The sequence below is a fragment of the Aeromonas sp. WP2-W18-CRE-05 genome, assembly GCF_014168615.1.
GTDB lineage: Bacteria > Pseudomonadota > Gammaproteobacteria > Enterobacterales > Aeromonadaceae > Aeromonas > Aeromonas caviae.
The window spans coordinates 3,889,576-3,905,406 of the sequence record NZ_AP021917.1 but is presented as its reverse complement, the minus strand read 5'-3'; the positions used below and the strand labels follow the sequence as shown (position 1 = coordinate 3,905,406).

At 63.1% G+C, this 15,831-nt stretch carries 9 protein-coding genes, 5 tRNA genes, 3 pseudogenes and 1 riboswitch; of the genes and pseudogenes, 8 read left to right on the top strand and 9 right to left on the bottom strand.

Annotation, left to right across the window (positions count from 1 at the left end):
• The first annotated feature begins 158 nt into the window (after positions 1-158).
• The 7 genes and pseudogenes from gltX to H7R73_RS18130 all read left to right on the top strand — a co-directional run bounded on the left by gltX (position 159) and on the right by H7R73_RS18130 (position 2,636).
• A complete protein-coding gene (gltX, locus tag H7R73_RS18155) occupies positions 159-1,574 on the top strand; it encodes a glutamate--tRNA ligase (RefSeq protein WP_039040158.1) in 1,416 nt (471 codons plus the stop codon).
• 11 nt (positions 1,575-1,585) lie between these two features.
• Positions 1,586-1,721 (top strand): annotated as a pseudogene (locus H7R73_RS24590) (glutamyl-tRNA synthetase); the annotation flags it as partial.
• A 362-nt stretch (positions 1,722-2,083) separates the two neighbouring features.
• A tRNA-Ala gene (locus H7R73_RS18150) sits at positions 2,084-2,159 on the top strand.
• Between the two features lie 28 nt (positions 2,160-2,187).
• Positions 2,188-2,263 (top strand) — tRNA-Ala (locus H7R73_RS18145).
• Between the two features lie 63 nt (positions 2,264-2,326).
• Positions 2,327-2,402: transfer RNA gene (locus tag H7R73_RS18140), tRNA-Ala, on the top strand.
• Between the two features lie 48 nt (positions 2,403-2,450).
• Positions 2,451-2,526: transfer RNA gene (locus tag H7R73_RS18135), tRNA-Ala, on the top strand.
• Between the two features lie 34 nt (positions 2,527-2,560).
• Positions 2,561-2,636: transfer RNA gene (locus H7R73_RS18130), tRNA-Ala, on the top strand.
• A 448-nt stretch (positions 2,637-3,084) separates the two neighbouring features.
• On the opposite strand, the pseudogene H7R73_RS18125 reads toward H7R73_RS18130, so the two are convergent.
• The 3 genes and pseudogenes from H7R73_RS18125 to H7R73_RS18115 form a co-directional block, all read right to left on the bottom strand.
• Positions 3,085-3,921: pseudogene (locus tag H7R73_RS18125) on the bottom strand (GlyGly-CTERM sorting domain-containing protein); the annotation flags it as partial.
• A gap of 3 nt (positions 3,922-3,924) precedes the next feature.
• Complete coding sequence (locus tag H7R73_RS18120; RefSeq protein ID WP_043155065.1) at positions 3,925-5,346, bottom strand: IS66-like element ISKpn15 family transposase; 1,422 nt, start codon at positions 5,344-5,346, stop codon at positions 3,925-3,927.
• Positions 5,347-5,451: 105 nt separating this feature from the next.
• Positions 5,452-6,768, bottom strand: a pseudogene (locus tag H7R73_RS18115) (ExeM/NucH family extracellular endonuclease); the annotation flags it as partial.
• Between the two features lie 293 nt (positions 6,769-7,061).
• A riboswitch (cyclic di-GMP riboswitch) is annotated at positions 7,062-7,145 on the top strand.
• Positions 7,146-7,257: 112 nt separating this feature from the next.
• On the opposite strand from H7R73_RS18115, the gene H7R73_RS18110 reads away from it, so the two are divergent.
• Positions 7,258-10,296 (top strand): glycosyl hydrolase family 18 protein, encoded by a 3,039-nt coding sequence (locus H7R73_RS18110; RefSeq protein WP_442859278.1) that lies wholly within the window; start codon positions 7,258-7,260, stop codon positions 10,294-10,296.
• A gap of 394 nt (positions 10,297-10,690) precedes the next feature.
• Here the strand turns inward: H7R73_RS18110 and H7R73_RS18105 are convergent, their stop codons facing one another.
• The 6 genes from H7R73_RS18105 to H7R73_RS18080 form a co-directional block, all read right to left on the bottom strand.
• A complete protein-coding gene (locus tag H7R73_RS18105; RefSeq protein WP_041212454.1) occupies positions 10,691-11,926 on the bottom strand; it encodes a tetratricopeptide repeat protein in 1,236 nt (411 codons plus the stop codon).
• Between the two features lie 11 nt (positions 11,927-11,937).
• Entirely contained in the window at positions 11,938-12,573 is a 636-nt protein-coding gene (locus H7R73_RS18100) for an energy transducer TonB (protein WP_103259635.1), read from the bottom strand.
• Between the two features lie 16 nt (positions 12,574-12,589).
• Entirely contained in the window at positions 12,590-12,997 is a 408-nt protein-coding gene (locus H7R73_RS18095) for an ExbD/TolR family protein (protein WP_005327075.1), read from the bottom strand.
• A gap of 67 nt (positions 12,998-13,064) precedes the next feature.
• Positions 13,065-13,592, bottom strand: a complete 528-nt coding sequence (locus H7R73_RS18090; RefSeq protein ID WP_041212455.1) for a MotA/TolQ/ExbB proton channel family protein — start codon at positions 13,590-13,592, stop codon at positions 13,065-13,067.
• Between the two features lie 10 nt (positions 13,593-13,602).
• Complete coding sequence (locus H7R73_RS18085) at positions 13,603-14,976, bottom strand: MotA/TolQ/ExbB proton channel family protein (protein WP_041215711.1); 1,374 nt, start codon at positions 14,974-14,976, stop codon at positions 13,603-13,605.
• Positions 14,973-15,737, bottom strand: a complete 765-nt coding sequence (locus H7R73_RS18080; protein ID WP_041212457.1) for a DUF3450 domain-containing protein — start codon at positions 15,735-15,737, stop codon at positions 14,973-14,975. Before H7R73_RS18080 ends, H7R73_RS18085 begins: the two co-directional genes overlap by 4 nt.
• Positions 15,738-15,831: the final 94 nt, after the last annotated feature.

The following is a 15,831-nucleotide window of genomic DNA, read 5'->3' as shown; positions in this document are numbered from 1 at the left end:
AAAATTCTGAGACATCACTCTAAAACAGCGGTTTTTGCGGGAATAGACCCTATTTTCCCCTCTGCCTCGCCATGGTTTTCCCATCCGTCATTGTCGGTGCTAAAATGCGACGGTTTTTTTAACGAATTGGCCCAAGGCCCTCTACACAAGGCTTAAAGATGAAAGTCAAAACCCGTTTTGCTCCCAGCCCGACCGGCTTTTTGCATGTCGGCGGTGCCCGTACCGCACTCTATTCCTGGTTGTTTGCAAAGAACCAGGGCGGTGAGTTTGTGCTGCGTATCGAGGATACCGATCTGGAACGTTCCACTCAGGAGGCCATCGACGCCATCATTGAGGGCATGGAATGGCTGGAGCTGAACTGGGATGAGGGCCCCTACTACCAGACCAAGCGCTTCGATCGCTACAACGGCCTCATCGACGAGATGCTGGCGGACGGCCGCGCCTACAAGTGCTACTGCTCCAAGGAGCGGCTGGAAGCGCTGCGCGAAGGCCAGATGGCCAACGGCGAGAAGCCCCGCTATGACGGCAAGTGCCGGGATGGCGCCCACGATCACCCGGCCGATGCGCCCCACGTGATCCGCTTCCGCAACCCGACCGAAGGCTCCGTGGTGTTCGATGACCACGTCCGTGGCCGCATCGAGTTCGCCAACACCGAGCTGGACGATCTCATTATCCGCCGTACCGACGGCGCGCCGACCTACAACTTCTGCGTGGTGGTCGATGACTGGGACATGGAGATCACCCACGTGGTGCGTGGGGAAGACCACATCAACAACACCCCGCGCCAGATCAACATCTACAAGGCCCTGAACGCGCCGGTGCCGGAGTTTGCCCACGTCTCCATGATCCTGGGTGACGACGGCGCCAAGCTCTCCAAGCGCCACGGTGCCGTCTCCGTCATGCAGTACCGCGACGATGGCTACCTGCCGGAAGCGCTGCTGAACTATCTGGTGCGTCTGGGCTGGTCCCACGGGGATCAGGAGATCTTCACCCTGGACGAGATGATCAAGCTGTTCAGCCTGGATGCCATCTCCAAGTCTGCCTCTGCCTTCAACACCGACAAGCTCTTGTGGCTGAACAACCACTACATGCGCAGCCTGGATCCGGCCTATGTGGCCAAGCACCTGGCCTGGCACATGGAACACCAGCAGATCGACACCAGCAATGGCCCGGCGCTGGCCGACGTGGTCACCCTGCTGGCCGAGCGCTGCAACACCCTGGTGGAGGTGGCTGCCCAGAGCCGCTACCTGTTCGAAGAGTACGAAGCCATTGACGAAGCCGCTGCCAAGAAGCACCTGCGCGGTGTGGCTGCCGAGCCGCTGGCGCTGGCCAAGACCAAGCTGGCGGCCCTGGAGACCTGGACCACCGAGGCGCTGCACGAGCTGATTGAAGCGACCGCCGCCGAGCTGGGTCAGGGCATGGGCAAGGTCGGTATGCCGCTACGTGTGGCCGTCACCGGTCTGGGCCAGTCTCCTGCCATCGACGCAGTGATGGCGCTGGTGGGCAAGGAGCGGGTCCTCGCCCGTATCGACCGCGCTTTGGCGTATATCGAAGCGCGCATGGCCGCCGAGTAAGCTTGCCGTCGCACATTGCCGTCACCGGTCTGGGGTAGTCTTTCTCCTGCCATCGACGCCGTGATGGCGCTGGTGGGCAAGGAGCGTGTCCTCGTCCGCATCGACCGCGCCCTGGCGTATATCGAAGCGCGCATGGCCGCCGAGTAAGCTTGCCGCCGCACATTGCCGTCACCGGTCTGGGGTCATCTCTCCCCCGCCATCGATACTGTGATGGCGCTGGTGGGCAAGGAGCGGGCCTCGCCCGCATCGACCGCGCCCATGGCCGCTGAATAAACATCGGCCATGGCATGAAAAGGGCTCCCTGACGGGGGCCCTTCGTATTTTGGCCTCAAGCGGATTTGCGACGTAAAACAGCGACATAGCGACGAGGTTGGCGGTAAAAACAGCTAACTGCCTGAATTTTGACTAAACGCTCCAGTGGGCGAGAATTTTGGGTTGACAGCAAAGCGGGTGATGCCTATCATGCGCCTCCGTTGCCAGAGATAACTTTGGTAGCGCCGAGGTGAGTTGGGGTTATAGCTCAGCTGGGAGAGCGCTTGCATGGCATGCAAGAGGTCCGCGGTTCGATCCCGCGTAGCTCCACCAAATTCTCCTCGAACAATCTGGAATCCAAGGGGTTATAGCTCAGCTGGGAGAGCGCTTGCATGGCATGCAAGAGGTCCGCGGTTCGATCCCGCGTAGCTCCACCAGGTTCCCGATTGACATGAAGTACCCAGGGCAGTGCGGTGTGTATCACCCAGGCCGACCTTTGTGGGGTTATAGCTCAGCTGGGAGAGCGCTTGCATGGCATGCAAGAGGTCCGCGGTTCGATCCCGCGTAGCTCCACCATTATTGAGGATGAATGGCCGCCAGAACCATTCATTCAGTACCGAATTTGGGGTTATAGCTCAGCTGGGAGAGCGCTTGCATGGCATGCAAGAGGTCCGCGGTTCGATCCCGCGTAGCTCCACCAAATTCAGAGTGATTCAGTGTCACTCACACACATCGGGGTTATAGCTCAGCTGGGAGAGCGCTTGCATGGCATGCAAGAGGTCCGCGGTTCGATCCCGCGTAGCTCCACCATCTTTCGCAAGAAAGCACCAAGGCCACCGCATCGCGGTGGCCTTTTTGTTTGCCTGTCATTTGGATTTCCCATGATCTCGCCCTTTGCATTTGTCTGGCAAATGGCGCTTCACCCTGTCCGCGAAGGCATCAGCGGCTCTGGCCGCTGCTGACGGGGATTGGCGCCGATGCCGCCATGGCCATGGCGCGGGCTGCGCGGTGCCATCCTCTGCCGCGTGGCGGTTGGCTCGTTCGGCAACCTGCGGGATACGCTATCCGGCCCCTGATGTCAGCACCGGGTTTCCCCGTCGGCAGGGTGCCAGCCCTCCGGAAAAGGGGCGGGGTGGGGCAACAGGGTATTTATTCATCCCATGATGTGGCCCTTTGCATTTGTTTTTCAAATGGCCCTGGCACAAAAAAAGCCCGCGATCATCGCGGGCTTTGCACCTGGCATCGAGGATGCCGCGTCTTAGCGACGACGCCGCCAGGCGAGCGGCAACAGGGCCAGCAGCAGGGCGCCCATGGCGCCGCCACCCCCCTTGCTCGCTTCCTTGAGCTTGAGGTCGACGATGACGGGGTCGTGGTCCGAGGCGCTGAAGGGGTTGTCCGACTTGATGAGATCGCCGGTGTAGGCGCTGCCATATTCGAACAGGTTGCTCTCGAAGGAGTTGATGTGCCAGTCGGCCACCGCCACCACCTTGTCAGCCAGCGCCGGGTTGGCGAGGGCGTAGTCCAGGGTGCCGAGCTCGGCCTCGTAGCTGTAGGAGATGGCCTTCTCCTGGTTGAACTTGACGTTCAGATCCACCAGGCCGTAACCCTTGGCCACCGTCTGGCCCATCTGTTCATAGGGCTTGTCGCCGATGTAGGTGTGGGAGGCGGAGCGGATCTGGCGCTCCCCCGCGACCGGCGCATAGTCGGTCAGCACCCGGATGGGATCCTCCTTGGCGTAGGAGTTGAAGTCCCCCACCAGCAGCACCTGGCCCGGCATCTTGCTCACCGCCTCCCCCAGCACCTTGGCGGCGCTCACCCGAAACTCGGTGCACTTGCCCTGCAGATCCGCAGGCTCCGTCTTGCCATCCCCATTTTCATAGCAGCCCGACCCCTTGGACTTGAGGTGGTTGACCACCAGGGTCAGGGGGGCGTCGCTGCCCGCCACGGTGAAGCGCTGGACCAGGGAGTCCCGCTGACCGGCGCTCTTGGTGACGCCGCCCGTGGTGTAGCGCTGCTGGGGCAGGGGGATGACGTCGGCATCCCCGCTCGGGGTGAGCAGGGCGGGGCGGTAGATCATGGCCACCATGATGGTATCTATTCACCAGGACGGGGTTGACGGCATCAGTTCTGCCGGGATGGGATAATCTGTCTTCTCGATGCACGCCCTGACCACGGCCCTCAACCACTCCTGTGGGCAGCGGCCCAATCGCTTGCCGGTCTCCACCAACGACAGGATGCGCTGGCGAAACAGCTCGCCCCGGTGAGACCACACGCCGTAGCTACCCTTGCGCCAGAGCACATAGCCACGCAGCGCCCGCTCCGCCTCGTTGTTGGTCAGCGCTATTTCGTCGTCAGTCATAAACCGCCACAGCATCTCGTCATCCCGCAGCAGCAACTGGCATCGTCCACGGTAGCGTTTGCTGCACAACAGGGCGCCGCGCTCCAACTGGCTTCGCCAGCTTTGCCGGTAACGCGCGAGCCTGCGCAGGTATTTCTGCTTGCTCAACGCACCGCTTTCCCAACGGTGCCGGGTACGAAACACCGCATCCGCCAGCAAGACCAACCGGGCACCGATGGGCTGGTTGCACTGCTCGCTACTCTCGGCGATGGCCGCGAGATTGCGGGCCACGTGGGCCCAGCACAGTTGCCGCTGGTCGGCGTCGATAAACCGGTAGCCGGCGTACTGGTCGGTCACCAGCACCCCGTCAAACTCGGCGCCCAGCAGCCGCTTGGCCGCCTCCTGACCACGGCCATAGGCCGTCATGAAGCAGACGGCTATCTTGCTCAGCGCCAGCCACATCCAGCGGCGCTCTCCACCCCGCTGATGCCGGGTCTCATCGGCATGAACGTGGGTGGCCGTCTGCACCTGCTGCTTGATGGCCTGGTAGGTCGGGGTGAGCATGGCACTCACCCGCCCCTGCGCCTCACTGATGGCGCCCCGGCTAAAACTCAGGCCGAAATGCTGTTTGAGCTGCTGCTGTATCTGGCTGACGCTCTGGTGAAACTGGCCGCTTTGCAGCGCGATGTAGCTGAGCAGATTGGCCCCCATCTGGCTGCTGCTGACGTTGTCTGGCAGTGCGGCCTGGGTCGTGCCGATACACCGTGAGCAGGTCGCACGATACAGTTGGTGTTCGGTGACGAGATAGCTCACCTCGGGCAGCTCGAACACCTGATGAACCTGATAGGGTTTGGCATGGGCCACCATGTCCCCGCCACAGCAAGCGCAATCGGCGGCAGGGTAATGCGGGACCAGGGTCAGGCGGGCATCAAGCGGATGCCGCTCGCGGCGATGTCCCTTGTGACCGGGCTGCGCCCCCCGTTGCTTGCCGGACGCCGGACGCTTGCGGGCCGGCGGCGGTGCACCGGGGCCGTCGCTGGAAGGCGGCTTGGAGGAGTTGCCGCTGTGCTGATTGAGGCGGTCCTCCAGCTCGGCGATGCGGTCGAGGAGCTTATAAATCAGCTCGTTGGCCTGCTCCAGAGTGGTGGGCATTCCCGCGGAATGCATGGTGTTTTTGCTCATGGGGGGAGCGTATCTAAGGAGCAGGATCAAGCAAGCAGGAAAGTGGGATCAAGAGACGATCGTCTCATTTTTCCTGTGTCAATACTGTTCCGGTGAATACTTACCCATGATGGCGTCGCCGCCAAAGAAGCGATCCTCCGTGAGCAGGGCCTTGGGCAGGGTGACGAAGGCGTAGTGCTTGCTCGCCTCCTTCTGCCTGGCGTTGAGGCTCTCCACCAGATCGTGGAGGGCGGCGTGCTCGTCAAAGCCGTTGTTCTCCATCTCCATCAGGCCGAGCAGGTCGGCGTCCATCTCGGTGATGGCGTTAACGATCTTGGCGCGCTGCAACTGGAACTCCTCCAGGCTCTTGGCGCCGCGGTTGCAGCCCTTGGCGCTGTCCGCATCCGCCTGATCCGCGCAGAGCACGTTGAGGGCGCCCCCCACGCTGGAGTGGCTGGTGAAGTAGTTGAGCACGTTGAAGCTGCCGATGCGAAGGTCAGTGCCATCCAGGCGGGCCGGGGCGCTCTGGCGGTCGTTGTCGCCGGTGCGCAGCAGATCCCCCGCGGTGATGGTCTGATCCCGGGGCACGATCAGGCGGTACTCGTTGTAGCTGTAGCCGACCATGGCCTCCAGATTGACCGGGGCATCGCCGATGCGCAGGTAACCCTGCTCCGGCTCCCAGGCGGGCAGCCAGGGGAGCTTGCCGTCCCCCGCCTTGACGTCCGACTCGAGGAAGACCCGGTTGCTGGCGTTGGCCTCGGCCAGCGCCACGGCCTCGGGGCTGCTCGCCACATGGAGCTGGGTCGGCTTCATCAGCGGGGCGCCGTGAGCGAGCACCAGGTTGTTGCGCCGGGCGGCATAGTCGTAGCTGAAGTTGCGGCTTATCTTGAGGGCGCTGTCGGCGTCAAGGCGCACCCGCATCCCTTCGTGACGCTCCAGGGCCCGGGCCAGGGTTTCCCCCTCCAGTACCCGCAGCGCCGTGGCGGCCGGGGCGGTGCCCTGGGCCAGGGTCGTCAGGCGCGGCGTGCTGCCGTCAAACAGGGGCTTGAGCTGGGTGTGGCCGTAATACTCCTCGACCTTGGCCTCCAGACAGACCAGGGCGCCCGGCTGGATGTCCGGGTACTTGCTGGCGAAGTTCTTGTCGTTGAGGTAGACGAAAATGCCGTCCGACGTCTCGGGGTTGCCGTCCCCCTGCACATCCAGCAGGTAGAAGCCCTTGTTGAGGCTCTCCCCCAGACCTGAGACCACCGCCTTGACCGAGACGCTCTGGGCGCTTTCGAACTGATCGTCCGGGACGAGGGGGCTCTTGTCGCCGCTGCCCTGGATGGCGGGGATGGGGGTGAGGGCACTGTCGGCCGGGCAACTGAAGCCGGCGGCGTAGAGAGACGGGGACGCGAGCGCGAGCCCCACGGCCAGCGACAGCAGGGTAGGTGTTCCTTTCATGGGTATTCCTTTTTTTATTTTTGCCAGTGTTTCCATAGCCTTGGCATCGTGGCCAAGGGCGCGCATTGTCACATTTCTGGCAGCTCTGACCAGTGAACCAACGCACATTATGAGGAGACAAAGGAGCCCATCTGCCATTTTTTGACGTGGCTAACAGTTTGATATTGATGATCTATTTGTCATCAGGTGGGAGCGAAAAGTGTGAGGCGGCCAGCATTCACATATTTTCCTTCGAGAATAAAGATTGAGCAGTGGTCACTTGCTTCCTATACTCGAGCCGTTCCTCACGGAACCCAGGCAAAGGGCAAACCGGCAGTGATGCCGGGACGCAAAGCCTCCGATCTGTCCCATCCGGGCCAGACAGCGGGGTTACCCAGGGTGACTTGAGGGTTTGTGGCCCGTCCATGGCCTGTTGTCGCTCCCTTGTTCCCTGTTGCGATTGCGCTTTTCCCGGTATTGAAGCCAAGACAAAACAAGGAAGATAACAATATGCAACAGATCTTGAGGCCCAGCAGGCTTGCCATGCTGGTCGCCCTTGCGGCCATGCCCGCCTGGGCGCAGGCAGCCTATCCCGCCTATCAGGCTGGCACCGCCTACAAGGCTGGCGACATCGTCAGCAACGTGGGCAACCTCTACGAATGCAAGGAATTCCCCTACTCCGGCTGGTGCGGCGCTTCTCCCTATCACTATGAACCCGGTGTCGGCACCGTCTGGGCCGATGCCTGGAAACCCTATGGCGGTGAGGTGCCGCCGCCGGCCCTGGTCGTCGCCATCGGCTCCCCCGCCGTGGGTGCCAGCGTCAGCGAGGGGGCCAGTGTGGCCTTGGCGGTGACGTTGAGCGGCCCGGTCACGGCGCTCGCCCGGGTGGAATACCTCATCGACGGCACCCTGGTCGCCACCGCCACGGCTTCTCCCTGGAGTGCGAGCTGGTCTGCCGCCGGTGCGGGCAATCACGCCCTCAAGGCCCGGGCGCTGGATAAAGACGGCAAGGTGCTGAGCGAGGCGGATTCGAGCTTCAAGGTCGCTGCCGTGGTGGCGCCAGAGGCGCCCAGGGTGAGCATCGCAAGCCCCGCCGCCGGCGCCAGGGTGACCCTGGGCCGCGCCCTCACCGTGAGCGGCAATGTCACCGACGCCAATGACGACGTCGCCAAGGTCGAGCTGTTCGTGAATGGCCAGAAGGTGGGCGAGGACACCAGCGCCCCCTGGCAGCTGAGCTGGACGCCCCAGAACAAGGGGCTGACCGGCCTCAAGCTGGTGGCGACCGACAAGAGCAACCTCTCTGGCGAGTCGGTCCAGGTGGACGTGCAGGTGGAAGAGGCGGCCCTGCCCCCTACCGGCGGCAACCTCTCCTGCGACGTGCGCCAGATCTACCGCGCCGACGGCAGCGAGTGCATGGGGGATGACCACGGCCGCCGCGTCATCGGGTATTTCACCTCCTGGCGCACCGGCAAGAACGGCCTGCCCGCCTACCTGGTGAGCGACATTCCCTGGGACAAGATCACCCACATCAACTACGCCTTCGCGGCGGTGGACGAGCAGAGTCACACCATCAAGGTGGATGACGCCGCCACCAAGCTGACCTGGAACGGGGTGCCGGGCGCCGAGATGGATCCGGAGTTTGCCTATCAGGGTCACTTCAACCTGCTGTCCAAGTACAAGAAGCAGTACCCGGACGTGAAGACCCTCATCTCCGTCGGGGGCTGGGCCGATACCCGCGGCTTCTACGCCGCCACCACCAAGGGCGACTGCTCGGTCAACACCGCCGGCATCAACGCCTTTGCCGACTCGGCCGTGGGCTTCATCCGCCAGTACGGCTTCGATGGGGTGGATATCGACTACGAGTACCCCACCTCCATGAAGGATGCGGGCAACCCCAACGACTTCCCGCTCTCCAACCAGTGTCGCGGCAAGCTCTTTGCGAACTATGAAGTGCTGATGAAGACCCTGCGCAACAAGCTCGACAGCGCCGGCACCGAGGACGGTCGCAAGTACATGCTGACCATCGCCTCGCCGGCCTCGGCCTACCTGCTGCGCGGCATGGAAAACTTCCAGGTCACCCAGTACCTCGACTACGTCAACCTGATGACCTATGACTTCCACGGTGCCTGGAACCACTTCGTCGGTCACAACGCCGCCCTGTTCGACAACAAGGCGGATCCCGAGTTGTCCCAGTGGGGGGTCTACACCCAGGCCCAGTTTGGCGGCATCGGCTATCTCAACTCCGCCTGGGCGGCCCACTACTTCCGTGGTGCCCTGGCGGCGGGCAAGATCAACATAGGGGTGCCCTATTACACCCGTGGCTGGCAGGGGGTCACCGGTGGCACCCACGGTCTGGGTGGCAAGGCGGCGCTGCCGAGCCAGAGCGATTGCCAGCCTGGCACCGGTGGCAGCACCATTCCGTGCGGCAACGGGGCGGTGGGCATCGACAACATCTGGCATGACCTTGACAAGAACGGCAAGGAGATTGGCGGCGGCGCCGTGCCCATGTGGCATGCCAAGAACCTGGAGCACGCGGCCAGCCTCGGCATCACCACCCTGCCGAGCTACGGCCAGGCCTGGGGTCTGGATCCCAACAACCCGGCCCACGTGATGCAAGGCCAGTATGTGCGTTACTACGACGACAAGGCCCATGCGCCCTGGCTCTGGAACGAGCAGAAGAAGGTGTTCCTCTCCACCGAAGATGAAGAGTCCATGGGTCACAAGCTCGACTACATCGTCAAGCGGGGCCTGGGGGGCGTCATGTTCTGGGAGATGGCGGGGGACTATGACTTCGACGCCGCGAAGAACGAGTACGTGATGGGCAGCACCCTCACCAGCCTGGCGTATGAGAAGTTCAGCAAGGCCGACAAGGCGGCCCTGAAGCAGAATGATCTGCCGGCTCCGGCCGCCCAGCTCGACATCGGCGTGAGCCTCTCCGGCTTCAAGGAAGGGGACTCCAACTACCCGATCAACCCGACCCTCAAGCTCACCAACAAGTCGACCCAGACCATTCCGGGTGGCACCCGCATCGAGTTCCTGGTCCCCACCTCCACCTCAGACACCATCACCGACCAGAGCGGCATGGGGCTGAAAGTGGTGGAGAGCGGTGGCAACCAGAACTCGGACGGCATCGCCAATGAGAAGGACTTCCACAAGGTGGCTCTGACGCTGCCGGCCTGGAAAGCCTGGACGCCGGGCACCGACGTGGAAGTAGCCATGACCTACTACCTGCCGGCCGCCGGCGTGCCGAGTGGCATGCGCCTGATTGCCGGCAGCCAGACCATAGGCCTGAAGTCCGACTTCCCGGCCCTGGCCGAGGCGGTGCTGGGCCGCAGTGGCGGTGGTGACGGCGGCAGCGGTGGCACCACCTGTGCCAGCCAGAACGTCAACCCGGCGGACTACAATGCCTATCCGACCTGGCCGCGCGGGGATCACGCCAATGGCAACGACCGCATGACCAACGGCAAGGCGGTGTGGCAGGCCAACTGGTGGACCAGCAGCGAGCCCAAGGCGGGCGATGGAAGCTGGAAGCTGGTATGCAGCTACTGAGTTGTCCCGGCTGCTGTACCAGCAGCGAACTCAGAGTGGGCGACGGCAGCTGGAAGCTAGTGTGCAACTACTGAGTTGTCCCGGCTGCTGTACAGCCGCGAGCTCAGAGCGGGCGACGGCAGCTGGACGCTGGTATGCAGTGACTGATGACCTGTTGAAGGGGTTGCCCCCTCCCAACGCAACGATCCAATCCGGAGCCCAGGCTCCGGATTTTTTGTGCCTTGTATCAGGAGAAGGAGGGGGAAAAGGGCAGGGGAGTGACCATAAAAAAGACCGCTCCGAAGAGCGGCCAATTGCCACCAAGGCAATCTGCGGGGTGACCCCCTTGTCGATGTGTCGCGGCCCGGATGCCGAGTCGGGGAGATCCCCGCCCCGCCAGCCGGGCCGCGCAGCTTTATTGGGTGACGGCGCCGCCCTGCTGCTCTTTCAAGAAGCTGATCCAGGGGGTGGCACGACCACTGACGTTGCCGTTCTGGGCAGCCTGAGTGAAGGCGGAGAGCGCCTCCTTGGGCTTTTGCTGCTCAAAATAGGCGACCCCGGTCAGGAACTTCAGATCCGCCCGCTGCTCGCCGCTGGCGTTGGCGGCAGGCTTGGCGGCGAAGGCCACCAGATCCTGGTAGCGCTTGCTCTGGATCATCATGCGCGCCATCTTGAGCTGCAGCTCTGCATTGGGGGCCAGCTTGTAGGACTTGGCCAGGGTGTCGATGGCCGGGTCCAGCTCCTTGGCCTGATGCCAGTAGTTGGCGAGCGTCTTGTAGTTGGCCGCGGTGCTCTCGATCTGCCCCTCCTTCATGGCTTTCTCCATCACGCGGGCGGCTCGGTGGGGAATGCCGGCGAAGGCGAGGTAGTTGGCGAGCCGCTGCAACTCGTTGGCTTCGGTCAGCATGCCGAGGTTGTAGGCCCCTTCCAGTGCCGCCAGGGCCTTGGCATCGTTGCCCGCCTGCATGTGCATGGCCGAGAGCTGGGTCCAGTACTTCTTCTTCTCCGGGTAGCGGTCCACCAGGGCAGTCAGCACCTCGGTGGCCGGCTTGTACTGTTTCAGCTCGTAGTGGGCCGCCATCTTCAGCAGGTACCAGGACTCCGGCGCCTTGCCCGCGGAGAGCTTGATCGCGTTGTCCACCGCCGGAATGGCTTCCCGGTACTGCTTGAGCTGCACATGGGCGTTGGCCAGGGTGATGTAGGCGTGCGGGGTCGGCTTCTCGTCCTTACCGAGGTTTGCGAACCACTCCTTCATGGTGTTGATGGAACCCTTGAAGTTCCCCTCCGCCATGTAGAGCTGGGCCAGGTTGTAGCGCACCTGCTGGGCCACAGGGGGCGGCAGGCCGCCGGTGGCGATGGCGTCGGCGAAGTACTTGGTCGCCTGACCGTACTTCTCCTGCTGCGCCGCCACGAAGCCCAGGGTCTGCAAAATGACCCCCTTGTCGTAGACCCGCTCGCCGGCGCCGGACAGCGCCTCCTGCAGCTTGGCATTGGCCTCGCCGTATTTCTTCTCGGTGATCAACGCCTGGGCCTTGTTGACCGCGCGGTAGGCGCGGTCAGACAGGGCGGGTTGTTCGGCGGCCCAGGTGGCGGTGCTGAGCAGCACCGCCATGGCCACCGGGGCGAGGATCAGGGTATGTAACTTTTTCATCGCCACCCTCCTTAGTTGGTCGCAAACTCGATCTCTTGCTGCATGCGACTGGCCTGCGGCTTGCCGTCCACCATGGCCGGCTTGAAGGTCCACTTGGCAATGGTCTGGCGCGCCGCCTTGCCGAGGTCATAGCTGCGGGGCTCTTCCTTGACGATGCGGATGTTGCTCACGGTACCGCGCTCGGTGACGGTGAACTCCACCAGCACCTTGCCGGATGCGAGACCGGCCAGGGCCGCCTTGCGGGGCATCATGGGCTCGAAGGTCGCCATCGGGATGGCGCCGTTGTTGCCACCCATGCCGCCGCCACCGCCGCCGGTGCTGTAGGCACCGAGGGCGTTGCCGCCACCGATGTTGACCGGGATGTCGAGTTTGGGCATGTCCATCGGCGAGCTCTCCATCTGCGGCCGATCCGTGCTGGCCACTTCCATCTCGGGAGGGGGAGGAGGCCGGTTCGGGGGGGGCGGCTTGGGCAGCTCGCGTTGTCTCTCTTGCAGGGTCTCCTGAGGCTTGATGCGGATGAAGTCGGTCATGGTGACGTCCTCCCGCTCCGTCAGCTCCCGGTGATCCGGCGTGATGAGCTTGTTCATTCCCAGGAACAGGAAGAACACCACCACGCAGGAGACCGCCAACGATATCAGGTATCTCATAGGGCTCGCTCCGGCATCAGCTGCTCTTGCTCGCCGCGATGGAGATGTTCTGGACACCGGCCATGCGGATCTGGTCCATGACCTGCACCACCAGCCCGGAACGGGACTCGGTATCGGCCTGAATCACCACGGCGCTCTCCGGGTTCTCCGCCCGCAGCCGCTCGATGTTGGCGCGCACGGCACCCACTTCGACGACCCGTTTGTCGACCCAGACCTGACCGTTCTCGCGGACCGCGACCATGATGTTCCCCTTCTTCACCGTCTCGGCCGTGCTGGCGCTCGGGCGGTTGATCTCCACGCCGGACTCCTTGACGAACGAGGTGGTGACGATGAAGAAGATCAGCATGATGAACACGATGTCCAGCATGGGGGTCAAATCGATGGCCGCCTCGTCAGCACCGCTGTCGCTGTGACGTTTTCTCATGGCAAAAAACTCCTTGCTTGTTCTGTGCCCCGGCGGGCATGGCCCGGCCGGGGATGTGCATCCTGCATCAGCCGTGTTTCAGGTTGTCTTCCAGCTTCTGCACCGCCAACTTGGCCTTGTGATCGAGCTGGTTGACAAAAAACAGGCCGGAAAGGGCGGCAATCATGCCCGCCATGGTCGGTACCGTCGCCTTGGAGATCCCCGAGGCCATCGCCCTGGGGGAGCCGGTGCCGGTGATGGCCAGGGTGTCGAACACCTGCACCATGCCTACCACGGTCCCGAGCAGCCCCATCAGCGGGCAGAGGGCGATCAGCACCTTGATGACCGGCATCCCCTTGTCCACCGCCATGGCCACCCGCGAGACCAGCTCGCGGCGGATCTGCCTGGCAGACCAGGAGAGGTGATCGGTGCGGGCCAGCCAAGTAGCCTTGGTTTGCTTCACCTGTTTGGGGTAGACCGCCATGAAGTAGAACCAGCGCTCCAGCAGCAGGGCCCACATCATCAGGGTCAGGAAGAACAGGGCGACCAGCACGTCGCCCCCCAATCCCAGAAACCGGCGGACCGACTCGACTTCTTCAATCAACCAGAACCACATGGGTGACTCCTTAGGCTGCGGCTTTGGCGGCGTGCAGACGTTCCTGGTAGCGGGCGACGAAACCGGCGCTCTGCTCTTCCAGCACCTGGATCAGACGGCGGCTCTGGGTCTGCACGATGGTGTAGAGGAACAGCATGGGCACGGCCACGACCAGACCCTGCATGGTGGTCACCAAGGCCTCGGAGATACCCCCCGCCATCAGCTTGGGATCGCCGGTACCGAACAGGGTGATGGCCTGGAAGGTGGCGATCATCCCGACCACGGTACCCAGCAGACCCAGCAGCGGCGCGACCGAGGCGATCAGCTTGATGATGCTGATGCCCTTCTCGAACTTGGGCACGTTGCGCAGGATGATCTCGTCGAGCTTGGACTCCAGATCCTCGATGTTGTCGCCACGATGGCTCTGGTAGGCCCCCAGCATCTCGCCGATGGGATTGCCCTTGATGATCTGATCGGATTTGAGCTGCTTGCGCATGGATCCGCCGATGAGGGAGAGGCGAGCGCCGCAGAACAGTGCCAACAGGGTACCGAGCACGCCGAGCACCATGATGACATAGCCCACTTCACCACCCTGGTCGATCCGCTCCTTCAGGGTCGGCGACTGCACCAGCAGGGAGAGGATCACGCCGCGGGACGGGTCGACGAAGATCGGCTTGACGCCGCCGCCACCCTGTTCAAAGTCGGCGATGGGTTCCAGCACCCCCTTGTCGGGTTGGCGGGGCAGCTGTTCGAACTTGCCGGTCTCCGGCACGAAGGTGAGGTACTTGCCTTCGGAGACGGTGTTGAACTCACCGATCTGGGTGACGGTCTTCTCGGCCTGGTTGCCTTCGCCATAGACCACGGTGGCCGGGATCTGGCTCACCTTGCCACCGTCGACCATGCGGCTGAGGGTGGTGGTCCAGAAGGCGGTCAGGTCATCGCTGGAGGGCAGCTCCTTGCTCTCGGCCAGGCGGGTCAGCAGGGCGGTCTGCTCCGGATGCTCGACCCGGCGGGCAGAGGCGTTGAAGATCCCCTTGAACTCGCCGGCGAACTGGCGCAGCACGCCAAACATCTCGCCCATGTTGCCGGAGCGCTGGCGCAGGGTCTCGGTCAGCTCGGTGAGCTGCTTGTCGTTGGCATCGAAGGTGGCCTTGAGCTTTTCGCCCCTGGCGACTTCGGCGGCGAGATCCGCCTTGGCCTTGGCGAGCAGGGCCCCTTGTTCGTTCTTGTCAGCCAGGAAGCGGGCTTCCCGCTCCTTGTTGAGCTGGGATTCGCTGGTGCTGGCGGCCTTGACCTGATTGAGCAGGGCGTTGAGATCCACCGGCTTCTCGGCGGCGGTCACCGGCAGGGTGACCAGGGTGGCGCCCGCGATCAGCGAGGCGATGGCAAGTTTGATTCCTTTCATGATGCTTTCTCCGCAGTTTGAACCGGCAGCTTGATGAGGGCGGGGGGCGCCTGCTTCTTCGCGATGCGAAGGCCTTGTTCAACCGCACTGCGATACTCCTGGGGCAGTACTTCCCACTGGCGGGTCTTCTTGTTCCACATGCCGGTCTCGTTGCCATCCGGGGACTGGTAGAGCAGGGCGATGCGGCCGACGCGCAGGAACTCGTAGGTCTTCTCGTCCCCATCCTTGTCCAGGCTCGCCTTGTAGGCTTCGATGGTGCGGCTGAAGCCCTCCTCGATCTGGTAGGCCTCGAGGATCTTGCGGTACTTCTCGGAGATGGTGACATCGGCCCGGTTCATGAGATCGGTCAGGGCCGCCACGCGGTCCTCACGCTCCACCTTCTGGAACGGCAGGTCCAGGGAGACGAACTGCTCGAGGGAGTCGATCATCTTGAGCATCAGGGGCACCACTTCGGTGCTGGTCTGGTCGATCTGGGCGATCTGCTTTTGCATGGAGGCGAGTTCGGCACTCTGGGAGTCGACCATCTTGCCCACTTGCTCGTTGTAGGTGCGCAGGCTGTCGACCTGGCGCAGGGCGGCCTTGTACTGGGCCAGGGCAGACTCGGCAGACTCGGCGTAGCTGTCGATCTTCTGCTGGGAAACTTTGGATGCATTGTCGGTGGCGGCTTGAGCGTCCACGGCCTGGCTGGCAGAGGCGGCACTCAGATTGAAGCTGGTCAGCAAGGCAGCCGAAATCAGGCTGCCGAGGAGCGCTTTCTTCATTGTAGTTGTCCTTGTTTTCATAGGATTACCCTATCTCCGTAACTTCCTTGGGACCTTGGGCAAAGCCGGCCCGAACGGGCCGGCTTGTGGTTTG

Coding starts and splice junctions, on each gene's coding strand:
- H7R73_RS18110 (WP_442859278.1), top strand. CDS start 7,258: ATGCAACAGATCTTGAGGCCCAGCAGGCTTGCCATGCTGGTCGCCCTT.
- gltX (WP_039040158.1), top strand. CDS start 159: ATGAAAGTCAAAACCCGTTTTGCTCCCAGCCCGACCGGCTTTTTGCAT.
- H7R73_RS18080 (WP_041212457.1), bottom strand. CDS start 15,737: ATGAAGAAAGCGCTCCTCGGCAGCCTGATTTCGGCTGCCTTGCTGACC.
- H7R73_RS18085 (WP_041215711.1), bottom strand. CDS start 14,976: ATGAAAGGAATCAAACTTGCCATCGCCTCGCTGATCGCGGGCGCCACC.
- H7R73_RS18095 (WP_005327075.1), bottom strand. CDS start 12,997: ATGAGAAAACGTCACAGCGACAGCGGTGCTGACGAGGCGGCCATCGAT.
- H7R73_RS18090 (WP_041212455.1), bottom strand. CDS start 13,592: ATGTGGTTCTGGTTGATTGAAGAAGTCGAGTCGGTCCGCCGGTTTCTG.
- H7R73_RS18105 (WP_041212454.1), bottom strand. CDS start 11,926: ATGAAAAAGTTACATACCCTGATCCTCGCCCCGGTGGCCATGGCGGTG.
- H7R73_RS18120 (WP_043155065.1), bottom strand. CDS start 5,346: ATGAGCAAAAACACCATGCATTCCGCGGGAATGCCCACCACTCTGGAG.
- H7R73_RS18100 (WP_103259635.1), bottom strand. CDS start 12,573: ATGAGATACCTGATATCGTTGGCGGTCTCCTGCGTGGTGGTGTTCTTC.